The sequence below is a fragment of the Microlunatus elymi genome (genome assembly GCF_007362775.1).
In the GTDB taxonomy this organism is placed as follows: domain Bacteria; phylum Actinomycetota; class Actinomycetes; order Propionibacteriales; family Propionibacteriaceae; genus Microlunatus; species Microlunatus elymi.
In genome coordinates this window covers 2727266-2751727 of record NZ_CP041692.1, presented here as the reverse complement: position 1 = coordinate 2751727, position 24462 = coordinate 2727266, and the positions used below count along the sequence as shown (strand labels likewise).

Sequence of the window (24462 nt, the reverse complement as noted above, 5' to 3'; positions counted from 1 at the left end):
CCGTGCGCGATCGGTCCCACCGTGACCGGGCCGACCGGTTCTCCCTGTTGAGGTTGGGATTCCGACGGTTCCTGCGCCGGCGGCATCAGCGTACGGAGGTTCGCTGGCGGGCGGCGGAACGTTCCAGGCGCTGCCTGGCTGCGCCGGAGGATTGCAGCAGGTAGGGCACCGAGGTGACCATCACACCGGGCATGAAGAGCAGCCGCACCTTCAGCCGCATCGCGCTCTGGTTGTGCAGGATCTGCTCCCACCAATGCCCCACCACGTACTCGGGGATGTAGACGGTGACCACGTCGCGCGGACTCTCCCGGCGGATGTTCTTGACGAATTCCAGCGCAGGGGTGGTGATCTCCCGGTAGGGCGAGGCGATCACCTTCAGCGGCACCTGGATGCCGGCGTCCTCCCACTGCTGCACCAGCTTCTCGGTGTCCTCGGGATCGACGTCGACGGTGATCGCCTCCAGCACGCTCGGCCGCGACGCCTTCGCGAACGCCAACGCCCGCAGGGTCGGCTTGTGCAGCTTGGACACCAGCACCACCGCGCGCACCCGGCTCGGCAGCATCCGATCCTCGTCCGGATCGATCGCGGTCTCCTCGGCCACCCGGTCGTAGTGCCGGCGGATGCCCTTCATCATCACGAACAGCAACGCCATGGCGATGATCGCGATGTAGGCGCCGTGGGTGAACTTGGAGATCAACACGATCACCAGCACCGCACCGGTGCAGACCGCGCCGACGCTGTTGATCACCCGAGCCCGATACATCCGCCGCCGCCGGGCCGGATCGGTGACCGTCTTCAGCAGCCGGGTCCAGTGGATGATCATGCCGCTCTGACTGGTGGTGAAGGAGACGAACACGCCCACCACGTACAGCTGGATCAGCGCGGTCACGCTGGCGTCGAAGGCCAAGATCAACACGATCGCGCCGACGGCCAGCAACAGGATGCCGTTGCTGAACGCCAGCCGGTCACCGCGGGTGTGCAGCTGCCGCGGCAGGTAACCGTCCCGGCCGAGGATCGATCCCAGCACCGGGAACCCGTTGAAGGCCGTGTTCGCGGCCAGGAACAAGATCAACATGGTCGCGGCCAGGACGAAGTAGAAGGCCGGCGGGAAGAAGTCGAAGACCACCTTGGCCAGCTGGCCGATCGCGGTGTCGGCATCGAAGTGCACGACCTTGCCGTTCAGCGTGAAGTGGCTGAACGGCTCGTCCACCAGCCGCAGATGGGTCAGGTTGGCCAGCACGATCACGCCGATCATCATGCTGACCGCGACCGTGGCGAGCAGTGCCAGCGTGGTCGCGGCGTTCTTGCTCTTGGGCTTGCGGAAGGACGGCACCCCGTTGGAGATCGCCTCGACACCGGTCAGCGCCGCCGAGCCCGACGAGAACGCGCGCGCCATCAGGATCACGAACGCGATCCCGGTCAGACCGGTGTATTGCGAGTCGCCCTGCACCCCGTACTTGGCGGTCTCGACCTGAAGATCATTGCCGAGCACCAGGATCCTGATCAGTCCGGTGACGACCATCGCGAGCACGCCGAACATGAAGCAGTAGGTCGGGATCGCGAACAGCGTCCCGGACTCGCGTACGCCGCGAAGATTCAATGCGGTCATCAGCAACACGACCAGGACCGCCACGAACGCCTCGTGTCCGGCCAGGAACGGGAACACCGCCTCGGCGTTCTGGATGCCGGAGGACACTGACACCGCCACCGTCAGCACGTAGTCGACCAACAGCGCCGACGCGACCGTCAGGCCGGCGTTGCGACCGAGGTTGGTGGTCGCGACCTCGTAGTCACCGCCGCCGGATGGATAGGCGCGAACGTTCTGCCGGTAGCTCAGCACCACGATGATCATCACCATGGCCACGAAGATCGCGATCTTCCAGGAGTACGCGAACCCGGCGACACCGGCCAGTGACAGGGTGATCAAGATCTCGTCCGGGGCGTACGCGACCGAGCTCAGGGCGTCGGAGGCGAAGACCGGAAGGGCGATGCGCTTCGGCAACAGGGTCTCGCCCAGCTGCGTACTGCGCAACTTGCGGCCGATCAGAAGCCGCTTGCCGACATCCGCGATGTTCACGTCCGGAAACTCTATGCCCACAATCCGCCGGAGCGGACATCGCCGACACGCGCCGGGAGTTTGCCGTTACCGGCGGCTTGGAACAGGATGAATCCTCAACAGCAGAAGACGTCCGGATGTCGATCGCCTCGCGGTGAGCGCACGGCCGGTGTCGTACGACTGGGTCAACAGGTGCGGGGAGCCGCGCGGACTGAGGAGACCAAGCAGTGCACATCGTCATCATGGGTTGCGGCCGGGTCGGCTCGACCCTGGCCCGCATCCTGGAGAAACGCGGCCACAGCGTGGCCGTGGTCGACGTCAACACCGACGCGTTCCGCCGGCTCGGGCCGGACTTCGGCGGCCGTACGGTCAAGGGCGTCGGCTTCGATCGCGAGGTGCTGCTGGAGGCGGGGATCCGGGAGGCCGACGCGTTCGCCGCGGTCTCCAGTGGCGACAACTCCAACATCCTGGCCGCCCGGGTGGTCCGGGAGACCTTCGAAGTGCACAACGTGGTCGCCCGGATCTACGACCCGGGCCGGGCCGAGGTGTACGAGCGGCTCGGCATCCCGACCGTGGCCACCGTCCGCTGGACCGCCGATCAGGTGATGCGCCGGCTGTTGCCGACCGGTTCCGAGCCGCAGTGGCGCGACCCGTCCGGTTCGGTGTTGCTGGTCGAGGTGCACGTGCACTCCGACTGGGTCGGCATGCGGATCGGTGAGATCGAGGAGGCCGCCGACGCCCGGGTGCCGTTCCTGTTCCGGATGGGCACCGGCATCGTGCCCCGGGACAGCACCGTCTTCCAGGACGGCGATCTGCTCTACGTCGGCGTCGACAAGGAGCGGTTGGCGGCCGTGGAGGCGATCCTCAGCGGACCACCCCCGCGCGGTTAGCTACCTTCCGACCCGACCCTTTCAAGATCACGATCACCCAGAACGACCACCGAGAACGGAAGCCAGATGCGAGTCTCCATTGCCGGTGCCGGCAACGTCGGCCGATCGATCGCCGCCGAGTTGATCGAGAACGGTCACGAGGTGCTGCTGATCGAGAAGGACCCGCGGGCGATCAAGGTGGATTCGCTGCCCGAGGCGGAGTGGCTGCTGGCCGACGCCTGCGAGCTGTCCACGCTGGAGGAGGTCGGCATCGACACCTGCGACGTGGCGATCGCCGCCACCGGCGACGACAAGGTCAATCTGGTCACCTCGTTGCTGGCCAAGACGGAGTTCAGCGTTCCTCGTACGGTGGCCCGGGTCAATCATCCGAAGAACGAGTGGCTGTTCACCTCCGACTGGGGAGTCGATCACGCGGTCTCGACGCCGCGGCTGATGTCGGCGCTGGTGGAGGAGGCGGTCTCGGTCGGTGACCTGGTCCGGCTGCTCACCTTCCGGGAGGGCGAGGCCAGCCTGGTCGAGCTGACCCTGCCGCCGCAGAGCCCGCGGGTCGGCGAACGCGTCGGCGATCTGATCTGGCCCGGCGACGTCGTCCTAGTCGCGATCATCCGCGACGGCCACGCCCAGGCCCCCGATCCGGACGGCTCCCTGGAAGCCGGCGACGAGTTGCTCTTCGTGGCCACCGAGGACTACGAGAAGGAGCTGGCCGCCATGCTCTCCCCCCGCGGCCTGTCCGATCAGCCGTAGCGCTCCCGCGTACCTCCGGAACTCCTGCGCACCCTTCGTACACCACCAATCCCTCCCGCGCACCTGCGGCGCTCCCGCGCAAGTTCGTGCATACGCGGGAGCGCCGCAGATGCGCGGGAACGGGGACAGCGGCGGCAGATAGCGGACGTCATTGAGTAAGTCAGGACAGGCGGTCGATCGGCGTACGACCTCTGGACAGCATCACGCCCATGATCACCAGGGCGAGGGCGAGCAGCGGCCAGCCCAACACCAGCTTCGCCACACCGAGCAGCACCACGTGGTCGGTCAGGTAGATCGGCAACTGGATCACGAAACGCAGCAGGTAGGGCACGGCCAGCACCGCGGTCAGTTTGGTCATCATCTTCACCAGGCCGCGGTCCTTCGACCAGCCGGTCGGGTCGCCCATCGCCGCGCCGAGGATGAAGCCCACCAACGGTTTGCCGATCGCGATGGTGATGATCGAGATCACCGCCAGCAGACCGTTGTAGAGAATCCCCGGCAGGAACGCGTCCTGGGCCCGGCCGGTACGGGCCGCGATGACGGCCGCGATCGCGGTCGGCACCACCGCCTGGGCGACGTAGCGCAGGGACTGCTTCTGGATCAGCCGGATCGCCGCCAGCACCAGCGCGACCGCTACCGCGACGCCGAGACTCCAACTCAGCCGGGAAGTGATCATCCAGGCGACGGTGAAGCCGACGAAGGGCAGCGCGCCCTCGATCATGCCGCGGGCGCCGCCGAGCGTACGGGACAACTCGGCGCGCACGTACTGCTCGACGTAGTCGTACTGCTGCAGCCGTTGGTGCAGGTCCTCGCGGTCGGCCGGCACCTCGCCGGAGGATGAGGTCTCGCCGGTCAAGTCAGAGCAGTTCGTAGCGGGGGTTGAACATCACCCGCTGGCCGGTGCCGGCACAGCTGATCCGGCCGGACACCCGGATCGCCCGACCCGGTTCGATGCCGGGGATCCGCCGGCGGCCGAGCCAGACCAGTGTCACCGATCCCGAACCGTCCTTCAGTTCGGCCTCGACCGCGGGCTTGCCACCGCGCGGGTTGATCGTGACGGTACGGACGTCGCCGCAGAGGTCGACCAGTTGCCGATCGGCACACGAACTGATCGGTGTCGCCCCGTTCTCGCGTACGGTGCGCTGCAGTTCTTCGTCCTCCAACTCCTCGTTGGAGGAAGCCAGCCGCCGCAGGGCGCGGCGGAACAGGCCACCGGGGCGTCCCGCGTCACCCTCGGCGACTCGGGCCTGCACGTGCGGGCTCATTGCTCTTCTCCCGACTGGGTTTGCGGATCAGCCGACTCGTCGACCGGTTCGCCCTGTTCTTCGACCGGTTCACCCTGACTCATGTTCTCCGGTAGCGACAACGGGAGCAGATCTCCCGGTGCCATGGCTTCGTCGCCCCGTCGTACGACGATCTGGCGGAACGACTCCAGGATCTCCGCGACGGGGGTCTCCAGGCCGTCCTCAAGGGCGGCCTGCCCATAAATAATGCCGCGCAACATCCAACGCGGGCCCTCGGCGACCCACATCCGCGACGGCTGGTAGCCCTCCTGGCCATCTGGCGTACGCACCGGCAGCAGCCGCCGCAGCTCCACCCCGAACGGACCGGGCACCAGGTTGGCCGATCCGCCGGCGCTCTCAGCCGATTCGATCAGCTCGTCGCGGATCTCGGCCCACAGTCCCCCACTACGCGGGGCGGCGAACGCGCCGACCTCCAGGGCGGAGTCGTCGCGGATCATCATCGCCGAGACGATCTGCTGGCTGTTCTCGTCCACCTGCAGCCGTAGCTCCATCCCGTCGGATGCGGCCAGCACCATGCTGCCCAGGTCGATCCGCGGTTGCTCGGCGTCCGGTTCCTCCAACGCTTCGGCGTCGACCTCGGCGATGTCGTACGGACCGAGGTCGCGCCACTCCTGGTTGTCCAGGTCGGCCAGGTCGATCGGATCGATCGCTTCGGCCGCACCCGTCGGGTCGACCGAAGCTACCTGATCGGCCTGACCGGCCGGAGCCTCGGGCGATTCCGGTCCGGTCGACTCGTCGGCGACCTGATCATGATCAACGAGCTGCTGACCATCCTCCGGGTCGACGTCCGGCTGCTCATCGCGTTCGCCGTTCAGGGTTGCCGTGTCGGCGGATTCGTTTCGCTGCCGGCGCGAGCGAAAGATCATGGAAGCTGCTCCTGCGGTTCGGCGCTGACAGCGCCCGTGTGTTCGTCGGGACCACCGGTTCGGCGAATGGGCCCGGGCAATTGTGACACCGCTTGGGAATGTGCACGACTCGCCCTGTCGGAGCGGGTCGGCTGACGGCCGGCGGCCGGAGCACTGCCGGTCCAGCCTCGTACCGCACTGAACTGCATGATCAAGACATCAAGCTGATCCCGCATGTGATCGCCTGGCTCGCGGCTGTCGTCCGCGAGGGGCCGGGCCGGCCCCACGCGATGAGCCCTCATCCGGCTCATCGCTCCACACTATCGCGGGTGTCGCCGGATTCCGGACTGATCCGGGCGCGTACGGCGTTCGCGAACTGATCTGCTCTGCGCGAGCTGACCAGCCAGTACGGAGTCGGGTCCTCCGCGTCGCTGATGGTCAGCTCGACGGCCCGCGACAGGTAGGGGCGGAGCGTCAGAAACGCCCGGGCGTCGGCCCGCGGACCGCGCCGCTGCCGGGTCTGCTGCTCGTCCAGCGCGCGGACCTGGATGATGTAGCGCCACTCGATGTTGGCCCGTCCGACCCACAGACGGTCCTCGTCGGTCCGGATCGTCAGTCGACCGTACGGGACGAACACGGCTGTAATGATCGCCATCAGCACCACGAAGGTGCCGATCGCGATCCAGGGGCCGAGGTAGAACAGCACCGCGACGAACATCGACAGTGCGAACAATCCGGCCAGGATCCACCAGCCGACCGGCACCCACAGCAGCTCGCGATGGGACGGCAAGGTGCCACCCGGTTGACGGCGATTCGACACGGCTGGACTCGACACTCCCGGTGAGGCGTTCGGCACGGGCTCGGACACGCCCCAACCGTACGGGACTTGGCGTCCAACCGGCGCATCGTACGGCGCCGCGTACAGCGTGATTCTCGTCGCCGTCGCCGCGGTAGTCGTCTACTGCTCATTGTCTATTGCTCATTGTCCCGAGCAGCTCGCTCGGATCGATCCGGCTGCAGGGCCGATAGGCTCGACGCGAAACCTGGTCCTTGTGCGTCGATCGCTCGGCGGCCGGGTAAGGACAGCGGCAGTTCCCTGGCAAAGGAGTGACAGATGGGCACCTCGTCCAAGCTGGTCTGGAAGGTCTACGTGGGCGTGCTCGGGACCGCCACCACGATCGCCGCCCAGAAAGGGATCAGCATCGCCTGGAAGTCGATCACCGGTAAGAAGCCGCCGTCGCCCACCGATCCGGACACCCCACTCGCCGAAGCCGCCGGTTGGGCTTTGGCCAGCGGCATCGGCATCGGCCTGACCCAGTTCGTCGTCACCCGATTCGCCGCCACCCGCTGGGCCAAGGACATGGGCACCAAGGCGCCCGGCATCCCCCAGATCAAGCTCAAGGTCTAGCCCGGTTCCGCCGCGGGGCGTCCCGTACCCGCGTCCCACCACAGCCGCGCGCAAGAGTGACCCCCGCGCGCCAAATACCGGGTGCGGGAGCACAGTTCGCGCGCGGCTGTAGTGATCCCCGGTGATTTCGGGTGCGGCTGTCCGCCTCCCCGGTCCCCATCATCAGCCGCACCCAAAAACCACCCGCGCGACCGAAATACCGGGTGCGGCGGAAGATCTTGCGCGCGGCTGTGGCGTCGGCCCGGCGATATCGGGTGCGGGAGACGATTTCGCGCGCGGCTGCACAACGGGGGTTTCGACCGAGCGCGCTGCGGGCTTCCAGGCAGTTGTCCACAGACGGGCAAGCTGCTTCGAAGCGCTGTCCACAGCCCCGGCCACTTCCGGTCTGACGGCGGAATGTATAGGACGTGAAGGACTATCAACTATCCAGGGACCTCACGGCGGCCGGGGTCTCGCAGAAGGAACTGCAACGGCTGCAACGAAACGGCGAGCTTGAACGCCTTCGGCACGGTGTCTACGTAGCACCGATGGAACGCGATCTCGAGGCCGAGCACCGCCTGCGGGTCGAAGCCACGATGGAACTCTCGAGCGGAGAGTCGGTCGCGAGCTTCGGTTCGGCCGCCGTGATGCACGATCTGCCGATCTGGTCCAACGCGGTTCGGAAGGTCCATCTGACCCGAAATCGAGTCGCCGGCGGCAGGATTCGGCCGAACGTTCATCTGCACGTTGCTCCACTCGGGGCCGCCGACGTCGCAGAGGTCGACGGCATACCGGTGACCTCGCTCGCGCGGACGTTTGTCGACCATGCCCGTACGGTTTCGATCGCACAGTCGGTCGCCGCCGGCGACATGGCCTTGCGGCTCGGCATGGATCTGGCCGAGATGGTGGAACAGCTGGAGATGGCCAAGGCGCGTCGAGGAGTAAGCCGTGCCCGGCACGCCGCGGCGCTGCTCGACGCAGACAGCGAGAGCGCCGGAGAGTCGATCAGTCGGGTCGTCTTGCACCAGAATCAGGTCCCGCGTCCTGAGTTACAGGTCGAGATCCTCGGTGCCGAGCTTGATGAGGATGCGCGAGTGGACTTCCTGTGGCGCGAGTACAAAGTCATCGGCGAATTCGACGGCAAGATCAAGTACGGCCGACTGCTGCGCCCCGGCGAAACTCCTGCGGATGCGGTCATCCGGGAGAAGATCCGCGAAGATCGCCTCCGTGACCTCGGCTACATCGTTGTCCGCTGGATCTGGGACGACCTCTGGCACCCCCAGATCCTGATCGCTCGCATCGAGCGGGCCTTTGCTCGAGCCGGCCTCTGGGTCTAGGTGATCGGGATGATCATCCCCCGGACCGGTCGCGGCCATCAGCCGCACCCAAGAACTACCCGCGCACCCGAAATACGGCGCGCGGCAGAAGATTTCGCGCGCGACTGTGACCGGGCGCGAACTCGGCGGCGGGCGGGGCTGGGCATGCGAACGGGGCCGCGTCCACGCGTGGGATGCGGCCCCGGTGCGTGAGTTGGGCGTCAGCCGGCGCAGTCGACGCAGTACATCTGGCCGTTGCGTTCTTCGGCCAGCTGACTGCGGTGGCGCACCAGGAAGCAGCTCGCACAGGTGAACTCGTCGGCCTGCCGCGGCAGGACTCGTACGGTCAGTTCCTCGTGCGAGAGGTCGGCGCCGGGCAACTCGAACGACTCGGCGGCCTCCGCCTCGTCCTCGTCGACCTTGCCCGAGTTCTTGTCGTTGCGCCGATTCTTCAGTTCCTCGATGCTGTCTTCGCTGACGTCCTCGTCGGTCTTGCGTGGGGCGTCGTAATCAGTCGCCATTCTCTTTCCCTCCCGGACCCGAGGCCCGAGCTCGTATCCACCATCCATCCCGGCCGTCGGTTCGACAGCTCCGTCGCGAAGGTCGCCCGGGTTACCACAAACTTCTGTTCTGCCGTACGAGCGTTGCTACTCGGTCCTGACCGGTTCGGCTCGCCGGACGATGTCCGCGCTACGCCCCGACCACTGAGATCCGAGAGCGCAATGCATACCACATCCGGTCAAGCCCCACCGGATCGTGCTGCTACAACACGCGCGATCGCTCAAAATTCCCGTCTCCGCGTACCGATTTCAGGAAGGACCAGACGGTCTCGTACCAGACGATTGCGTGCTGCGGACTGAGCACCCAGTGGTTCTCGTCGGGGAAGTAGAGGAACTTGTGCGGCAGTTCCTCCGGGTCTCCCTCGTGCCGCGAGACCAACTCGGCCCACAGCCCGAGCCCCTCCGAGATCGGCACCCGATAGTCCTTGTCACCGTGGATCACCAGCATCGGCGTACGGATGTCGTCGGCGGCCCGATGCGGCGAGTAGTCGGCCACCATCCGGTCGTTCAGCTCCGGCAGCCAGTAGACGCCGAAATCGGTCGTGTAGCGGAACGCGTCCAGGTTCCACAGGCTCGCGTGGCTGACGATGCCGGCGAACCGGTCCGTGTGCCCCGCCACCCAGTTGGCCATGTACCCGCCGAAGGATCCGCCCATCGCGACCGGCTTGTCGGAGGAGATTTCGTCACGTTCCAGTACGGCGTCGGTCGCCGCCATCAGGTCGGTGAACGGCTCGGCACCCCAGCGCCCCCAACCGCGGCGGATGAAGTCCTGGCCGTAACCGGTGGACAGCGCCGGGTCGGGCAACAGCACGGCATAGCCCTGGGAGACCAGCAGCCACGGATTCCACCGCCAACTCCAGGCGTTCCACGAGCTCAGCGGCCCGCCGTGGATCCACAGCGCCAAGGGCGCAGGATGCTCCGCCGACGCTCCGGACGGCAGCGCGAGATAGCTCCGAATCCGTACGCCGTCGGCGGCGCGCGTCTCCACGTCCAGCAACTGCCCGGGCGGCTCGGGATAGGTCACCGGGGACGGCAGGTCGGTCAACTCCCCGGACACGGTGTCGACGGCGACGATGCTGCCCGGATCCGCGTACGAGGTCCGCACGGCGTACAGCCGATCCCCGGCCGGTGCCAGCAGTACGGAGGAGAACGCCCCGTCACCGGTCAGCCGCTTCGGCTCCGCACCCTGACCAGACAGGTCGATCGCGAAGATCGGCGAGTCACCGTCCTCGTCGGCGGTCACGTAGAGCGTCCGCGAATCCGGCGAGAACGCGACTGGAGACGGCCAGCGATCCCAGTCCTCGGCCAGCACCCGGCCCTCGCCGGTGGCCCGGTCGATCAGCCACAGCCGAACCGTGGGCGGCTCGGTCGCGGTCGGCTCGGTCTCCCGGATCGCCACGATCAAGGTACCGTCCGGGCTGATCACCGCGTTGCCGAACTCGGCACCCTCGGCCTCGGCCCGCACGATCGTCTCACCGGACACAAGATCAACTTCGACCAGCGACACCTGCGTCTTGCCCCGCGGCTTCGGAGTCTTCCGGCCCACCACGGCGAAGCTGCCGTCCTCGGCGATCGCCTGGACGTCGTCGAGACGCCGACCCGCGTCGGGCATCAGCCGGGTGATCTTGTCCAGGTCCACCCGCAGATCACCATGATCAACTTCGGATCCGGCCAGCTCGGTGGCGTACAGCCGGGTCTCGGAGCCACCAAGGTCGTGGTCCCAGTAGCGGACCGGATAGCTGTCGTGCAGCAACGCGCTGATCTTCTTGCTCTTGCGCAGCTTGCGCAGTTTTTGATCTTGCTTCTCGTCCGCCGTGCCGGGGAATCCGGCCGCGCTGAACAAGACACTGTTGCTGCGACGAGCCGGCAGAACCCCTTCCCAGCCGCCGAAACGGCGTGCGATCGGATACGCCTCGCCGCCGCCGACCGGCAGGCACCACAGCACCCCGTCCTGGTCGCTCGGCTCGATCTCCGGGTTCGGCCCGTACTCCTTGGTCACCGGCGGCGCCGGCCGGCCGGAGCTGAAGATCAGATCGCCGCCGGGCAGGAACGCGGCCAGGCTCTCGCCCTCGACCGATCGGGTCAGCCGACGGGCCGGGGCGGCCCCGGACGGGTCGAGCTTCCACCAGCTGCTGCGGTAGCCGGTCTGCTCATGATCAAGTTCGTTGACCGATACCAGCAGCGTCGATCCGTCGGCCGACAGCACCAGCGACCCCAGTCGGGGCGTGGCGATGTAGGCCCGAAGATCTGCCCAGGGCGAGCCCAGCGGCACCTCGTCGGGGTCCTGCTCGTCGCTTTGTTTTGTATCAACGGACTCCGGAGTCGTCATCAGCCACCTCGTGTCAGCGGTCCATCCCGGCCGCGCAAGACTATGCCATGCCTTCGCAGGATTTCGACCCGGTTAGCCAAGATTCTCACGCCCAGTTCGACCATGATCAACAGAGCCGCGAGCCGACCCCTGCCGCGACCGATCCGCGTACGGTGGTGATCGCCCCGGATTCCTTCAAGGGCAGCGTTTCCGCCCAGGATGCGGCCGCCGCGATCGCGGCCGGCTGGCGGCGGATCCGGCCTCATGATCAAATTCTCAATCGTCCACTCGCCGACGGCGGCGAAGGCACGGTCGCGGCAGTGGCCGCGGCCCGTACCGACGGCGTGCTGCACGAGGTCGGCGAGCTGCTCGGACCGGACGGCCGATCGGTCATCGGCCACTGGCTGCAGCTCGGCGGCGACACCGCGGTGATCGAGATGGCCTCGGTCTCCGGGCTGCCGCTGATGGAATATCTGGATCCGCTCGGTGCCGGCACCTACGGGCTCGGCCAGTTGATCGGGGCAGCATTGGACGCCGGCATGCGCACGGTGATCGTCGGCGCGGGCGGATCGGCCAGCACCGACGGCGGCGCCGGCGCGCTGTCCGCGCTCGGACTCGAACTGTTGGACGCCGACGGCAAACCGGTGCCGCCGGGCGGTGGTGGGCTGGCCGTGCTGGCCGAGATCCGCGGCGAGGCCCGCCGGCCGGAGCACCTGATCATGCTCAGCGACGTCGAGGCACCGCTGCTCGGCGTGCACGGCGCCGCCGTCGTCTTCGGTCCGCAGAAGGGCGCCGACGACGGTCAGGTCGCGCTGCTGGACGCCGCCCTGGCCCGGTTCGCCGGGCTGCTTGGCGGCCCGACCGACCGGCCGGGGATGGGTGCCGCCGGCGGACTCGGCTACGGGTTGGTGGCCGGCCTGGGCGCCGAGATCCGACCCGGCGCGCCGTACCTGGCCGAACTGGCGGGGCTGCACGCTTCGCTCCCCCAGGCCGATCTGGTGATCACCGGCGAGGGCCGATTCGACCGGACCTCGCTGACCGGCAAGGTGGTCGGCCACGTACTCCAGCAGGCGGCGGCAGCCGAGGTGACGGCGCTGGTGGTGGCCGGTCAGGTCGCACTGCAACTGGAGGGCGTACCGGCGATCGGGTTGACCGAATTGGCCGGCACTGCCGAGGCCGCGATCGCCGAACCCGAACGCTGGCTGTCCGAAGCGGGAGCCCGCGCAGCCACCCTGCTCTGATCGGTGCAAGAATCAGCAGCGAAATCCTATATTTTTCGGTCGAAAGGATCGCGCCCACCATGGCCATTACCCAGACAGACAACCCCCTCAAGATCGCGATCGTCGGGTCCGGCTACATGGGCGGCGGCATCGCCCAGGTGCTGGCGCTGGCCGGACATCAGGTCGTGCTGGCCGACGTGTCGGCCGAGGTGGCGGAGAAGAACCGGCAACGGCTGCTGACCGAGTCCGACGCGTTCGTCGCCGACGAACTCTTCCAGCCCGGTTCGACCAAGATCATCGACGAGCACCTGACCGCGGCGACCTCGATCGAGGACGCCGTCGCCGACGCCGACGTGATCGAGGAGGCGGTGCCGGAGAAACTCGAACTGAAGAAGGAGATTCTCGGCCGGATCAGCGCCGCCGCCCGGCCGGACGCGATCATCGCGAGCAACACCTCCACCATCTCGATCAACTCGATGGCCGACGCGGTCGACAACAACGCGCGCTTCCTCGGTGTGCACTTCTCCAACCCGTCCCCGTTCATCCCCGGCGTCGAGATCATCCCGCACGACAACACGTCGGAGGAGACGATCTCCCATGCCGAGGAGGTCGTCCGCTCCACCGGCAAGGAGACCGCCCGGGTCAACGACGCGGTCGGCTTCGTGCTGAACCGTCTGCAGTACGCGCTCTTCCACGAAGCGACTCAGCTGGTCGACGAGGGCACCGCCACGGTCGAGGACATCGACACCATCGTGCGGACCACGTTCGGTTTCCGGCTGCCCTTCTTCGGCCCGTTCGCGATCGCCGACATGGCCGGGCTGGACGTGTACAAGTTCTGCTACGAGTCGCTGCAGAGCGGGTTCCCGGAGCGCTTCGCCACCCCGGAGATCCTGGAGAAGCTGGTGGATGCGGGCAAGCTCGGCACGAAGTCCGGCGCCGGTTTCCTCAACGTCCCGGCCGATGCCACGCCGGAACTGGTCGCGTACCGGAACAAGGCGTACGTGAAGATGCAGCAGCTCCTCGACGAGCTCGGCCCGGCGCCGCTGTCGTACTGAGCAGCACGACTCTCGTACTGAGCAGCACCACTCTCGTACTGAGCAGTCCCCTGTCGTATGAGAGCAGTCCCGTGGTCGCACTCACGGGACTGTTCTCGTACGAGATTCTGTTACTGGGCAGCACCATTCGTCGGGGCGTTGCCGTTCTGAGCAGCCGACAGACTGCGCCGCTGGGCAGCGGTCTTCTTGTTCAGCTCGGCCCGGCGCCGCATGGTGAACCGGTCCTGCGCGTGCCGCAACACCGGCACATGGCCGAGGTCGCTCGCCTTGTCAGCAGGACGCGCCGTGCCCGAAGGCTGGGCCTTGTCAGAAGGTAGTTCGGCGATCGCGTCACTACCGTCTGTCAGCGCGGCGGGATCGAAGGCGTGCGCGACGTGCGTGAGCGCGCTGGTGACCTCGCTGGGAATCACCCAGAAGGTGTTGCCCTGACCCTTGGCCAGTTCGGGCAGCACCTGCAGGTATTGATAGGCCAGCAGCTTCGGGTCGGGATCGTTGCGATGTACGGCCTGGAAGACGGTGTCGATCGCCTTGGCTTCGCCTTCCGCGTTCAGGATCTGAGCCTGCCGGTGGCCTTCGGCGGTCAGGATCGCGGCCTGCCGTTCGCCCTCCGCGGTGAGGATCCGGGACTGCCGTACGCCTTCGGCATTGAGGATCGCGGCCCGCTTCTCCCGCTCGGCGCGCATCTGCTTCTCCATCGCCTCCCGGATGGTGGCCGGGGGCTCGATGCCCTTGATCTCGACCCGATTGACCCGGATGCCCCACTTGCCGGAGGCCTCGTCCAGCACCCCGCGCAGGGTGGAGTTGATGTGTTCGCGGGAGGTCAGCACCTTCTCCAGATCAAGACTGCCGATCACGTTCCGTAACGTCGTCACGGTCAGCTGCTCGATGGCCTGGATGTAGTTGGCGATCTCGTAGGCGGCATCTCGCGGGTTGGTGACCTGGAAGTAGAGCACGGTGTCGATGTGCACGCTCAGGTTGTCCTCGGTGATCACCGCCCGCGGCTCGAACGACACCACCTGCTCGCGGATGTCGATCAACGGCCGGACCCGATCCACGAACGGGATCACGATGTTCATGCCCGGTTGCAAGGTACGGGTGTAGCGGCCGAGTCGCTCCACGTTGCCGACCCGTGCCTGGGGCACGATCCGGACCGTACGGAAGACGATCAGTACGGCGACAAATGCGGCGATCAGGCCGACGATCAATGCAGCCACGGTGCCTCCTGCGGATAGACGAGGGCAGTGGCGCCCTCGATCGCGAACACGTCGACGGTGGTGCCCTGCGGGATGACCAGGTCGGCGTCATAGGCCCGCGCCGACCACTCCTCGCCGCCGATCTTGACCCGGCCGGTGTCGCGGCCGACCTCGGTGAGGGTGACCGCGGACTTTCCGACCAGGGCGGCGGTGCCGGACGGAATCGCCGGAGTACGAGTGAGGTGGCGGCGCGCGACCGGGCGCACCAGCAGCACCATCAGGATCGCGACCACGAAGAAGGCCACGAACTGCAGCCCGATCGGCAATCCGAGGGCAGCGACGCCGGCTGCGGCGAGAGCGGCCACCGCGAGCAGGGCGAAGTCCAGCGTCATCGCTGCCAGCTCGATGAATCCGAGCCCCGCGGCGACAGCCAGCCAGATCATCCAGGCCTGCATCAGCACACCAACTCTGGAATCGGACACTCCCCGGTGAGTGTCCCCCATGACGTTACTCCGCGGCACCGACCCAGCCAACGCCGTACAGCACAGCCCAGCCTGCTCTCCACGCACTGTCCCGGCCCCGGCACACACAGCCGCGCGCAAGACTCGCCGCCGCACCCGATATTTCGCGCGCGCCGGCAACTCTTGCGCGCGGCTGATGACAGCGGGTGGCTGACGACAGCGGGCGGCGGACGACAGCGGGCGGCTGACGCCGGCGGGCGGCGGTCAGCGCTGGCAGAGGGCGGGGCGGTCGGGGTCGCGCAGGTTGAGGCAGCAGTCGGCCGGGCACTCGTACGCTCCGATCTCGCCGCCGGCGATCACCGACTGGTCCGGCCGCTGACCGCGGGCGGCACCGGCACGTTCCAGAGCAAGATCAACAAGACCGCGGATGAAGGCGGGGTGGACGCCGGCGGTGTCGGCCCGAACGAAGTCGAGGCCGAGCTCCTCGGCGGTCTCGGCGGCCTCGGTGTCGAGGTCGTAGATCACTTCCATGTGATCGGAAATGAAGCCGATCGGCACCAGCAGGGCCGACCCGATTCCCTGCCCTGCAAGGGATTTCAGGTGATCGTTGACGTCCGGCTCCAGCCACGGCTGTCCCGGCGCTCCGGAACGCGAGCAGTAGACGAGGTCGGCTTGATAGTCGGTGCCGAGCCGTGCGGACACCTGCCGGGTGACCTCCGCCATCACCGTACGATGCCAGGACACGTAACCTCGGGTCGCCCGCTGGGACGCCTCCGACATCGCGGCCGGGATCGAGTGCGTGACGTACACCAGCCGGGTGCGCTCGGTATCGACACCGTCGGTGGCGAGCCGATCGAGCCCGGTGGACACCGCGTCCACCGATGCGGCGACGAAGCCGGGATGATCGGCGTACTGCCGGATCCGATCGACCTGGAGAGCGGTGCCCCGGGTGGCGTCAAACAGGTTCTCCCGATACTGCCGGCACGACGAGTACGACGGGTAGGCGCTGGTGGTGATCGCGAGCACCCGACGGTGCCCGTCGGCCCCGATCCGGTGCAACGTGTCGGCCAGGTACGGGTCCCAGTTGCGGTTCCCCCAATAGATCGGGGTGGCGATGCCACGGGCGTCGAACTCGGTCCGCAACGCGGCGATCAGTTCTCGGCACTGGTCGTTGATCGGGCTGCGGCCACCGAAGCGGTAGTAGTGCTCACCGACCACCTCGAGGCGTTCGTCCGGGATCCCCCGGCCCCGGGTCACGTTGCGGAGGAACGGGACCACGTCCTCCGGCTTTTCCGGGCCGCCGAACGACACCAGGATGACCGCGTCGTACGGGTCGAGCTGTGCTGTTGTGGTCACCGACAGATCTTCACACACCGGCTCGGGCGGCCGGAATCCACCTCCTACGGCCTGTCGTAGAGCGGCGGGATGACAAGAATGCTGCGCCAGTGGCACCCACCTGCCCGATTCCGGGCAGTAGGGTCCGACTGAGGCAGCGATCTTGTGCGCTCGCCCCAGTGACCGGTCGGTCGCACCGTGTGACCAGCACCGGGCGGGGTACGGATTCCGGTCACGGCGAGTCCCTATCCAAGTGAGGTTCTGCGATGAGCAACACCGATCGATTCCGCGAGCTGGGCCAACAGCTGCGGGTGGATTCCGTACGATCCTCCGACGCGGCCGGGTCCGGCCATCCGACGTCATCGATGTCGGCGGCCGACCTGATGGCGGTGCTGATCGACGGCGGTTACCTCCACTGGGACAGCGACGACCTGCGCAACCCGGCGAACGACCACCTGATCTTCTCCAAGGGCCACGCCTCCCCGCTGTACTACTCGGTGCTGAAGGCCACCGGCGTGATCGACGACCCCGAACTGCTCACGTTCCGCAAGTTCGGCAGCCGGCTGGAGGGACACCCGACGCCGCGGATCCCACCGACCGACGTGGCCACCGGCTCGCTCGGTCAGGGTTTGCCGATCGCGGTCGGGATCGCGTTGGCCGGCCGGCGACTGGACCGGTTGCCCTACCGGGTCTGGTGTCTGTGCGGTGACTCGGAGATGGCCGAGGGATCGATCTGGGAGGCGTTCGAGCACGCCGCCTTCAATCAATTGGACAACCTGACCGCGATCATCGACGTGAACCGACTCGGCCAGACCCGGGAAACCATGGTGGGTTGGGATCTGGACCGCTACCGGGCCCGGGCCGAGGCGTTCGGCTGGCACGCGATCGAGATCGACGGCCACGACGTGGAGGCGATCGCCGCGGCCTACGACGAGGCGGTGCAGACCACCGGCCGGCCGACGGTGATCATCGCGAAGACCAAGAAGGGCAAGGGCGTCGCGGCGGTCGAGGACCAACCGGGCAAGCACGGCAAGCCGTTGGAGGATGCGGCGGCGGCGATCCAGGAGTTGGGCGGCGAACGAGACCTGCACGTCCGGGTGGCCGAGCCCGAGCCGGGCACGCAGCACGTCTTCCCCACCGCCGGCGGCGAGCTGCCGAGTTGGAAGGTGGGCGAACAGGTCGCCACACGGCAGGCGTACGGCGAGGCGCTGGCGGCGCTCGGCAACCTGCGCGGCGACGTGGTCGCGCTCGACGGCGAGGTTTCCAACTCGACCCATGCGGAGTTGTTCCGGCAGGCGCACGAGGACCGCTACTTCGAGATGTTCATCGCCGAGCAGCAGCTGGTCGCGGCAGCGGTGGGGATGCAGGTACGGGGCTGGGTGCCGTTCGGATCGACCTTTGCGGCCTTCCTGTCCCGGGCGTACGACTTCATCCGGATGGCCGCGATCTCCCGGGCCGACCTGCGGCTGTGCGGGTCGCATGCCGGGGTGTCGATCGGTGAGGACGGACCGTCGCAGATGGCGTTGGAGGACATTGCTGCCTTCCGCGCGATCCACGGCTCGACCGTTCTGCATCCGTCCGACGCGAACCAGACTGCGCAGCTGGTGTCCGCAATGGCCGACCGCAAGGGCATCTCGTTCCTCCGTACGTTGCGGGGCAAGACCACCGTGCACACGTCGCCGGACGAGAAGATCACCATCGGCGGGTCGCGGCAGCTGACCGACGGCGACGACGTCGCGATCATCGCCTGCGGGATCACCGTGGACGAGGCGGTGGCGGCGGCCGAGCAGCTGGTCGGCGACTCCATCCACGCACGGGTGATCGACGCCTACTCGATCAAGCCGATCGACGCGGCCGCGGTCCTGTCGGCCGCCCGGGACTGCCGCGCGATCGTCACCGTCGAGGACCATTGGCCCGAAGGCGGGCTCGGCGATGCCGTACTGGAGGCGCTGGCCGAGGCGGACCATCCGCCGGTGCACAAGCTGGCGGTCCGCACGATGCCGGGCTCCGGCACTCCCGAGCAGCTGCTGCACGGGGCCGGTATCGACGCCGTCGGCATCACCTCCGCCGCTCGAGACCTGGTCGGCCGCTGAGCTGTTGTTGGGCTCTCTCCCGCCCGGGCGCCGTATCGGCTAGTGTTTCCACGGCATTAATCAAGCTGGGTGACGAAATGTTTCCGGTGTGATGCCGACCCTCATCTGCAGTCATGTCCCACCCGAGGAGCTGTACCGATGCACGACCGCCAGTCCGAAATCGAGAACCGTGTCAGGCGGGTGCTGCGGGAGCGGCTGACGCCGGCCGTCCACACGCCGGTCGCCGGCCTCACCATCGAGGCGTGGCATGTCGAGGGCGGCGGCGGCGAGCCGGTCGACCCGCCGATCGCGCTGGGCTTGCAGGGCAACAGCAAGCCCGCCTACGAGCCCTTCGGGGTGGGCGATCCGTGGGGTCCGCCATGGGGCACCAGCTGGCTGCACGTGACCGGGACGCTGCCCGAGGACGTGCAGCCGGAAGACGCCGAGATCGTCGTCAACCTGGGCTGGCAGTACGGCGGCGCCGGCTTCCAGGCCGAGGGGCTGGTCTACCGGCCGGACGGTTCGGTGATCAAGGGCATCAACCCGTTCAACGAGTGGCTCAAGCTGGAGAGCCGGGAGATCGACTTCTACATCGAGGCCGCGGCCAATCCGCATGTCGCCGATTGGAAGGCCACCGAGCTCGGCGACAAGCTGACCGCGCCGACCGAGCCGATCTACAAGCTGATCCGTGCGGACATCAACGTCTTCCACGAGAACGTGTGGGAGCTGGTCGCCGACATCGACGTCCTGGCCCAACTGGCCAAGGGATTGCCGGTCGGCGAGCCGCGCAAGTGGGAGATCCTGCTCGCCCTTGATCATGCTCTGGACCTCGTTGATCTTGCTGACATCCCGGGCAGCGCCCAGGCCGCACGCGAGTCGTTGAAGCCGGTCTTCGCCAAGCCCGCCAATGCCAGCGCGCATCAGTTGACCGCCACCGGTCACGCGCACATCGACTCGGCCTGGCTGTGGCCGGTTCGCGAAACCGTGCGGAAGGTGGCTCGGACCACCGCCAACCAGGTCAACCTGCTGGAGACCTACCCCGATCACGTGTACGCGATGAGCTCGGCTCAGCAGTACGAGTGGATCAAGGAACGCCGGCCCGAGGTCTACGAGAAGGTCCAGGCCGCGGTCGCCGAGGGCCGGTTCATCCCGGTCGGCGGCATGTGGGTCGAGTCCGACACCAACATGGTCGGCTCCGAGGCGATGGCCCGGCAGTTGATCTTCGGTCAGAACTTCTTCCAGTCCGAGTTCGGTGTGCTCTGCGACGAGGTCTGGCTGCCGGACTCGTTCGGCTACTCCGGTGCGCTGCCGCAGATCGTCAAGCTGGCCGGCGCGCAGTACTTCCTGACCCAGAAGATCAGCTGGAACACCGTCAACAAGTTCCCGCACCACACCTTCATGTGGGAAGGGATCGACGGCACTCGCGTCTTCACCCACTTCCCGCCGGTCGACACCTACAACGCCGACTTGTCGGGTCGCGAACTTGATCATGCGGTCACCAACTTCCGCGACAAGGGAGCATCGTCGCACTCGCTGGCCCCGTTCGGCTGGGGCGACGGCGGTGGCGGCCCCACCCGCGAGATGCTGCAACGCGCCCGCCGGACCAAGGACCTGGAGGGCTCGGCGAAGGTCACCATCCGCTCGCCGAAGGAGTTCTTCGACGACGCGGCCGCCGAGTATCACAGCCCGGCGGTGTGGAAGGGCGAGCTCTACCTGGAGATCCACCGCGGCACGTACACCTCGCAGGCCAAGACCAAGCAGGGCAACCGGCGCAGTGAACACCTGCTCCGCGAGGCCGAGCAGTGGTCGACGATGGCCGCGATCCACGCCGGTCTTGCCTACCCGTACGAGGAGTTGGCGCGGATCTGGAAGCTGGTGCTGCTGCAGCAGTTCCACGACATCCTGCCCGGCTCGGCGATCGCCTGGGTGCATCGCGAAGCTCGCGAGAACTACCAGCAGATCTTCGCCGATCTGACCAAGATCATCGACGCCGCCCAGCAGGCGTTGGTCGGCAAGTTCGGCACCGGCGAAGGCGAAACGATCTTCAACGGCGCGCCGGTCAGCCGGGCCGGTCTGGTCGCACTGTCGGCAGCTCCTGCCGACAGCCGGGTGATCTCCGATCCAGTCAGCCTGGCCGAGTCCGACGGCGGCTACCTGATCAGCAACAGCAAGGTCAGCATCACCATCGATGATCATGGTCTGATCACCTCCGCGGTGGACAAGGCGACCGGCCGGGAGACCCTGCCGGCGGGTAAGACCGCCAACCTGTTGCAGCTGCACGCCGACTTCCCGAACGCCTGGGACGCTTGGGACATCGACGAGTTCTACAAGCACACGGTCACCGATCTGACCGAGATCGAGGGACTCAAAGCGGAGCAGTTGCCGGACGGTTCGGTGGAGGTGCGGCTGCGCCGTACGTTCAACAACTCCAGTGTTGATCAGGTGCTGACCGTGCGGCCCGACGAGTCCGGCGTGGAGATCAGCAACGACATCGACTGGCACGAGCAGGAGAAGCTGCTCAAGCTGGCGTTCCCGATCGACGTGCATGCCGACAGCGCCTCCTACGAGATCCAGTTCGGGCATCTGCAGCGGCCGACCCACGAGAACACCTCCTGGGACACCGCACGCTTCGAGGTGTGCGCGCATCGCTGGGTGCAGGTCGGCGAGACCGGCTTCGGTGCCGCGGTGGCCAACGATTCCACCTATGGGCATGACGTTTCCCGGCATCCGCATCCCGACGGTGGCAGCTACTCGGTGGTCCGGTTGTCGTTGCTGCGGGGGCCGCGCTACCCCGATCCGCGGACCGATCAGGACCGCCATCTGGTCAAGGCTCGGTTCGAGGTGGGCGCCGACGTCGCGCAAGCGATCAACGCCGGCTACCAACTCAACCTGCCGGAACGGCGCCAGTCGGGTGCAGCGCAGGTGCCGGCGATCGCCCGTGTCGACGGGCCGGTGATCATCGAGTCGATCAAGCTCGCCGAAGATCAATCCGGCGACGTGATCGTCCGGCTGTACGAGCCGTTCGGCGGCCGCGGCCGGGCCAAGATCACCCCGGGCTTCGGCTACGGCTCGGTCAGCGAAGTTGATCTTCTGGAGCGTCCGATCGAGCAGGTCGACGTGAAGCCGGCGCTGGTCGAGGCCGGTGCCGAGTCCGCCGAGGTCGCGGTCCGTCCGTTCCAGATCGTCTCGCTGCGCTTCTCCGGTGTGAAGGCCTAACGTCGAGTCCAGAAGGTTTCGTAGCCTTCGATCAGCCAGTCGTTCAGCCAAGCCAGGTCGCCGCAGTCGGGCAGCTGCGGATCGTCCAACAGGACGGTCAGTTGCTGCTCGTACGCGGCGATCTCGGCCAGCACCGCGGCCAGGTCGATCTCGCCCCGGCGGACGGCGCGCAACCGGCCTCGTACCGGTTCGGGAATCGGCAGACTGATCCGGCCGGTGGTGGCGAACTCCACGCCCTGGAAGCCGAGCCGGAGCGCGTGCATCGCGAACTTCGTGTCGTAGCCGTGGATCGCGATCAACTCGGGCCGGTTGGTGCGCTTGGACCGCTCCCCGTCATCGCCTCGCGTTGGCTACGCAAGTAGCCGAGGAAGCACTGCACCGACTGCTTGCTGGCCAAGCGCCATCCGTTGCCACGCAGGGAATCACCGGCTGGCGTCGACAACACCACCGCGTCGTCCGGTGCGAACAGCGGCAGCAACACGGTCGGGTTACCTTCCAGCGCGAGCCGGGCCCACTTCCGCGCCCCGTAGATCAGGGTGTCCAGGTCACCGGCCTCGGAGCGTTCTCGCAGGCCGCCGCGATCCCAGGCGCTGTGCCGTTCGTACTGCTCGAACCGGATCCAGCCGCTGGGGCCCTCGCCGATCGTCCGCGCCTCCTGGGAGGCGTGCTTGTGCATCGGGTACGCGGCAGGGATGTCGATCATGGCCCAACCCTCTCTACCAATCGAAGGTCGACAACGCACACGGACCGGGACTCGAAATCGGGTGCATGCAACGTTCATGCAGTCGGACTACGCTACGGAGTGTGAAAACGGAAATCATCCAGGTCCGCGAGGTGCCAGCAACTGAGGTCGCTGTTTTGCGGCAGCGTGCGGCAGAGCGCGGGGTCTCGCTCTCCCAATACCTCCGCGAACTTATCCACGACCAGGTGTCACGACCGTCGATGACCGAGGTCATCGGGCGCATCTCCTCCCGCGACCGTGTTGAGGTACACGGCGATGAGATCCGTGCTTCGATCGACGATGGCCGTCGATGACAGTCGTCGACGCCTCGATCGTGGTCCGGTTGCTGCTCAATCGACGTCGCGACCAAGACTTGCGCGACCGATTCGCCAAGCTCACGGCGCTGGAGGCGCCCGGCCTGATCGACGCAGAGGTCGCCTCCGCCATTCGTGGCCTGCTACTCACGTCCTCTGGGCAGAGCATCAGTGCTGAGCGCGCCGACGAAATGATTGCGGATTACGCCGACCTCCCACTGCAGCGGTATCCGATGCAGCCACTGCAGCGACGTGTGCTGGAACTGCGCAACCACTTCACCGCTTATGACGGCTTCTACGTCGCACTCGCGGAACTGGTCAAGGCTCCGCTGTTCACCGGTGACAAGAAGTACCGTGGCGCGCCGATCACGACGATCGCGATCGAGACCTGGACCGACTGATCAGGGCAGGATGTCGCCATGAGAGCGTTGACGTACGACCGGGTCGGCCAACTGCCGCGGGTGGTCGAGGTCGCAGCGCCGGCCTGTCCGGACGACGGCGTGATCATCGAGGTCCGGGCCACCGGGGTGTGCCGTTCGGACTATCACGCCTGGGTCGGCCACGATCCGGTTGAGTTTCCGCACGTCGGCGGGCACGAACTGGCCGGGGTGATCATCAAGATCGGACGCGACGTGTCCCGGTGGCACATCGGAGATCGCGTCACCACCCCGTTCGTCTGTGGCTGCGGACGCTGCGACTTCTGCCGGGCCGGTGATCCGCAGGTGTGCCCGCAGCAAACCCAACCAGGATTCACCGGATGGGGATCCTTTGCCCAGCAGGTGATCATCCACGCGGCCGACTTCAATCTGGTCCGGCTCCCCGATGATCTTGACTTCACCACCGCCGCGGCGCTCGGCTGCCGCTTCGCCACCGCCTACCGCGCGGTCACCGGCCACGCCAAGATCAACTCCGGCGAACCGATGGCGGTGTACGGGGCCGGTGGCGCGGGTCTGTCGGCGATCATGATCGGCGCCGCGCTCGGGCTACGGGTGATCGCGGTCGACGTGTCCGAGCCGGCGTTGCGGCTGGCCTCCTCGGTCGGTGCTCACCGTGTGGTTCGAGCCGATCAGAACGATCCCGTCGCGGCGATCACCGAGCTGACCGGCGGCGTACCGCTCAGCCTGGACTGCGCCGGGACCGCGACCACGGCAGTTCAATCGGTACGCAGTCTGCGGCGCCGCGGCCATCACGTCCAGGTCGGCCTGCTGTTCGACGATGCCGCAACGCCGCCGATCCCGATGGACCGGGTGATCTCCTGGGAGTTGTCGATCCACGGATCGCACGGCATCGCCGCCGCCGACTACCGCGGTTTGCTGGACTTGGTGACGTCCGGCAAGGTGCACCCGGAACGGATGATCACGACCATCACCGATCTCGCCGGCGCCGGTCGTGCCCTCGCCGCGATGGCCGATCCGAGCGCAAGTCCCGGAATCACGGTCGCCGTCCCCTGATCACAGCGGCCACG

The 24462-nt window shown here is 67.3% G+C and carries 23 protein-coding genes and 1 pseudogene; 12 read left to right on the top strand and 12 right to left on the bottom strand.

Annotated elements, in window-relative coordinates; translation table 11 throughout:
• Window positions 1-85: 85 nt before the first annotated feature.
• Entirely contained in the window at window positions 86-2077 is a 1992-nt protein-coding gene (locus FOE78_RS12370) for an APC family permease (RefSeq protein ID WP_143986560.1), read from the bottom strand.
• Window positions 2078-2298: 221 nt separating this feature from the next.
• On the opposite strand from FOE78_RS12370, the gene FOE78_RS12365 reads away from it, so the two are divergent.
• Window positions 2299-2946 (top strand): potassium channel family protein, encoded by a 648-nt coding sequence (locus FOE78_RS12365; protein ID WP_210415009.1) that lies wholly within the window; start codon window positions 2299-2301, stop codon window positions 2944-2946.
• Between the two features lie 66 nt (window positions 2947-3012).
• Entirely contained in the window at window positions 3013-3690 is a 678-nt protein-coding gene (locus FOE78_RS12360; RefSeq protein ID WP_143986558.1) for a potassium channel family protein, read from the top strand.
• A gap of 160 nt (window positions 3691-3850) precedes the next feature.
• On the opposite strand, the gene FOE78_RS12355 is transcribed toward FOE78_RS12360, so the two are convergent.
• The 4 genes from FOE78_RS12355 to FOE78_RS12340 all read right to left on the bottom strand — a co-directional run bounded on the left by FOE78_RS12355 (window position 3851) and on the right by FOE78_RS12340 (window position 6707).
• On the bottom strand, window positions 3851-4546 hold the full coding sequence (locus FOE78_RS12355; protein WP_143986557.1) for a DUF3159 domain-containing protein: 696 nt from the start codon (window positions 4544-4546) through the stop codon (window positions 3851-3853).
• A gap of 1 nt (window position 4547) precedes the next feature.
• On the bottom strand, window positions 4548-4955 hold the full coding sequence (locus tag FOE78_RS12350) for an OB-fold nucleic acid binding domain-containing protein (RefSeq protein WP_143986556.1): 408 nt from the start codon (window positions 4953-4955) through the stop codon (window positions 4548-4550).
• Window positions 4952-5860 (bottom strand): DUF3710 domain-containing protein, encoded by a 909-nt coding sequence (locus tag FOE78_RS12345; protein ID WP_143986555.1) that lies wholly within the window; start codon window positions 5858-5860, stop codon window positions 4952-4954. Before FOE78_RS12345 ends, FOE78_RS12350 begins: the two co-directional genes overlap by 4 nt.
• A gap of 286 nt (window positions 5861-6146) precedes the next feature.
• On the bottom strand, window positions 6147-6707 hold the full coding sequence (locus FOE78_RS12340) for a DUF3093 domain-containing protein (protein ID WP_168207501.1): 561 nt from the start codon (window positions 6705-6707) through the stop codon (window positions 6147-6149).
• Window positions 6708-6953: 246 nt separating this feature from the next.
• Between FOE78_RS12340 and FOE78_RS12335 the strand changes: the two genes are divergently transcribed.
• The 3 genes and pseudogenes from FOE78_RS12335 (at window position 6954) to FOE78_RS12330 (ending at window position 8563) form a co-directional block, all read left to right on the top strand.
• On the top strand, window positions 6954-7247 hold the full coding sequence (locus FOE78_RS12335) for a DUF4235 domain-containing protein (RefSeq protein ID WP_143986553.1): 294 nt from the start codon (window positions 6954-6956) through the stop codon (window positions 7245-7247).
• 407 nt (window positions 7248-7654) lie between these two features.
• Window positions 7655-7726 (top strand): annotated as a pseudogene (locus tag FOE78_RS24800) (hypothetical protein); the annotation flags it as partial.
• Window positions 7727-7774: 48 nt separating this feature from the next.
• Window positions 7775-8563, top strand: a complete 789-nt coding sequence (locus FOE78_RS12330; RefSeq protein WP_228265811.1) for a hypothetical protein — start codon at window positions 7775-7777, stop codon at window positions 8561-8563.
• A 200-nt stretch (window positions 8564-8763) separates the two neighbouring features.
• Here FOE78_RS12330 and FOE78_RS12325 read toward each other — a convergent pair whose 3' ends face one another.
• On the bottom strand, window positions 8764-9063 hold the full coding sequence (locus FOE78_RS12325; RefSeq protein WP_143986551.1) for a DUF4193 domain-containing protein: 300 nt from the start codon (window positions 9061-9063) through the stop codon (window positions 8764-8766).
• A gap of 241 nt (window positions 9064-9304) precedes the next feature.
• Entirely contained in the window at window positions 9305-11431 is a 2127-nt protein-coding gene (locus FOE78_RS12320; protein WP_143986550.1) for a S9 family peptidase, read from the bottom strand.
• A gap of 47 nt (window positions 11432-11478) precedes the next feature.
• Here FOE78_RS12320 and FOE78_RS12315 point away from each other — a divergent pair, with 47 nt between their 5' ends.
• Both FOE78_RS12315 and FOE78_RS12310 read left to right on the top strand, forming a co-directional pair.
• A complete protein-coding gene (locus tag FOE78_RS12315) occupies window positions 11479-12651 on the top strand; it encodes a glycerate kinase family protein (RefSeq protein ID WP_143986549.1) in 1173 nt (390 codons plus the stop codon).
• Window positions 12652-12710: 59 nt separating this feature from the next.
• Window positions 12711-13685 carry a 3-hydroxyacyl-CoA dehydrogenase family protein gene (locus tag FOE78_RS12310; RefSeq protein ID WP_143986548.1) on the top strand — a complete coding sequence of 325 codons (975 nt, stop codon included), beginning with the start codon at window positions 12711-12713 and terminating at the stop codon, window positions 13683-13685.
• 110 nt (window positions 13686-13795) lie between these two features.
• On the opposite strand, the gene FOE78_RS12305 is transcribed toward FOE78_RS12310, so the two are convergent.
• The 3 genes from FOE78_RS12305 to FOE78_RS12295 all read right to left on the bottom strand — a co-directional run bounded on the left by FOE78_RS12305 (window position 13796) and on the right by FOE78_RS12295 (window position 16695).
• A complete protein-coding gene (locus FOE78_RS12305; RefSeq protein WP_143986547.1) occupies window positions 13796-14899 on the bottom strand; it encodes an SPFH domain-containing protein in 1104 nt (367 codons plus the stop codon).
• The gene (locus tag FOE78_RS12300; protein ID WP_228265810.1) at window positions 14887-15360 is read right to left on the bottom strand and encodes an NfeD family protein; all 474 of its coding nucleotides are present in this window, start codon (window positions 15358-15360) and stop codon (window positions 14887-14889) included. The genes FOE78_RS12305 and FOE78_RS12300 overlap by 13 nt, the downstream gene beginning before the upstream one ends.
• 243 nt (window positions 15361-15603) lie before the next feature.
• Window positions 15604-16695: a ferrochelatase gene (locus FOE78_RS12295; protein ID WP_228265809.1), complete on the bottom strand. Its 1092-nt coding sequence runs from the start codon at window positions 16693-16695 to the stop codon at window positions 15604-15606.
• 245 nt (window positions 16696-16940) lie between these two features.
• Here FOE78_RS12295 and FOE78_RS12290 point away from each other — a divergent pair, with 245 nt between their 5' ends.
• Together FOE78_RS12290 and FOE78_RS12285 are read left to right on the top strand one after the other, a co-directional pair.
• On the top strand, window positions 16941-18767 hold the full coding sequence (locus tag FOE78_RS12290; protein ID WP_143986545.1) for a transketolase: 1827 nt from the start codon (window positions 16941-16943) through the stop codon (window positions 18765-18767).
• 138 nt (window positions 18768-18905) lie between these two features.
• Entirely contained in the window at window positions 18906-21962 is a 3057-nt protein-coding gene (locus FOE78_RS12285; protein WP_143986544.1) for an alpha-mannosidase, read from the top strand.
• Here FOE78_RS12285 and FOE78_RS12280 read toward each other — a convergent pair.
• Window positions 21959-22261: a hypothetical protein gene (locus tag FOE78_RS12280; protein ID WP_143986543.1), complete on the bottom strand. Its 303-nt coding sequence runs from the start codon at window positions 22259-22261 to the stop codon at window positions 21959-21961. The genes FOE78_RS12285 and FOE78_RS12280 overlap by 4 nt on opposite strands.
• The gene (locus FOE78_RS12275) at window positions 22258-22665 is read right to left on the bottom strand and encodes a DNA polymerase beta superfamily protein (RefSeq protein WP_168207500.1); all 408 of its coding nucleotides are present in this window, start codon (window positions 22663-22665) and stop codon (window positions 22258-22260) included. Before FOE78_RS12275 ends, FOE78_RS12280 begins: the two co-directional genes overlap by 4 nt.
• A gap of 101 nt (window positions 22666-22766) precedes the next feature.
• Here FOE78_RS12275 and FOE78_RS12270 point away from each other — a divergent pair, with 101 nt between their 5' ends.
• Genes FOE78_RS12270 through FOE78_RS12260 form a run of 3 tightly spaced genes read left to right on the top strand, consistent with a single transcriptional unit; the run spans window position 22767 to window position 24448 of the window.
• Complete coding sequence (locus tag FOE78_RS12270; RefSeq protein ID WP_143986541.1) at window positions 22767-22997, top strand: hypothetical protein; 231 nt, start codon at window positions 22767-22769, stop codon at window positions 22995-22997.
• Entirely contained in the window at window positions 22994-23398 is a 405-nt protein-coding gene (locus tag FOE78_RS12265; protein ID WP_143986540.1) for a type II toxin-antitoxin system VapC family toxin, read from the top strand. The genes FOE78_RS12270 and FOE78_RS12265 overlap by 4 nt, the downstream gene beginning before the upstream one ends.
• Before the next feature lie 18 nt (window positions 23399-23416).
• Entirely contained in the window at window positions 23417-24448 is a 1032-nt protein-coding gene (locus FOE78_RS12260) for an alcohol dehydrogenase catalytic domain-containing protein (RefSeq protein WP_143986539.1), read from the top strand.
• The last annotated feature ends 14 nt before the right edge of the window (window positions 24449-24462 follow it).

Excerpts from the sequence above, each read along its gene's own strand:
- FOE78_RS12365 (WP_210415009.1), top strand. The coding sequence starts at position 2,299 with ATGGGTTGCGGCCGGGTCGGCTCGACCCTGGCCCGCATCCTGGAGAAA.
- FOE78_RS12360 (WP_143986558.1), top strand. The coding sequence starts at position 3,013 with ATGCGAGTCTCCATTGCCGGTGCCGGCAACGTCGGCCGATCGATCGCC.
- FOE78_RS12350 (WP_143986556.1), bottom strand. The coding sequence starts at position 4,955 with ATGAGCCCGCACGTGCAGGCCCGAGTCGCCGAGGGTGACGCGGGACGC.
- FOE78_RS12345 (WP_143986555.1), bottom strand. The coding sequence starts at position 5,860 with ATGATCTTTCGCTCGCGCCGGCAGCGAAACGAATCCGCCGACACGGCA.
- FOE78_RS12335 (WP_143986553.1), top strand. The coding sequence starts at position 6,954 with ATGGGCACCTCGTCCAAGCTGGTCTGGAAGGTCTACGTGGGCGTGCTC.
- FOE78_RS12330 (WP_228265811.1), top strand. The coding sequence starts at position 7,775 with ATGGAACGCGATCTCGAGGCCGAGCACCGCCTGCGGGTCGAAGCCACG.
- FOE78_RS12325 (WP_143986551.1), bottom strand. The coding sequence starts at position 9,063 with ATGGCGACTGATTACGACGCCCCACGCAAGACCGACGAGGACGTCAGC.
- FOE78_RS12320 (WP_143986550.1), bottom strand. The coding sequence starts at position 11,431 with ATGACGACTCCGGAGTCCGTTGATACAAAACAAAGCGACGAGCAGGAC.
- FOE78_RS12315 (WP_143986549.1), top strand. The coding sequence starts at position 11,479 with ATGCCTTCGCAGGATTTCGACCCGGTTAGCCAAGATTCTCACGCCCAG.
- FOE78_RS12310 (WP_143986548.1), top strand. The coding sequence starts at position 12,711 with ATGGCCATTACCCAGACAGACAACCCCCTCAAGATCGCGATCGTCGGG.
- FOE78_RS12290 (WP_143986545.1), top strand. The coding sequence starts at position 16,941 with ATGAGCAACACCGATCGATTCCGCGAGCTGGGCCAACAGCTGCGGGTG.
- FOE78_RS12285 (WP_143986544.1), top strand. The coding sequence starts at position 18,906 with ATGCACGACCGCCAGTCCGAAATCGAGAACCGTGTCAGGCGGGTGCTG.
- FOE78_RS12275 (WP_168207500.1), bottom strand. The coding sequence starts at position 22,665 with ATGATCGACATCCCTGCCGCGTACCCGATGCACAAGCACGCCTCCCAG.
- FOE78_RS12265 (WP_143986540.1), top strand. The coding sequence starts at position 22,994 with ATGACAGTCGTCGACGCCTCGATCGTGGTCCGGTTGCTGCTCAATCGA.
- FOE78_RS12260 (WP_143986539.1), top strand. The coding sequence starts at position 23,417 with ATGAGAGCGTTGACGTACGACCGGGTCGGCCAACTGCCGCGGGTGGTC.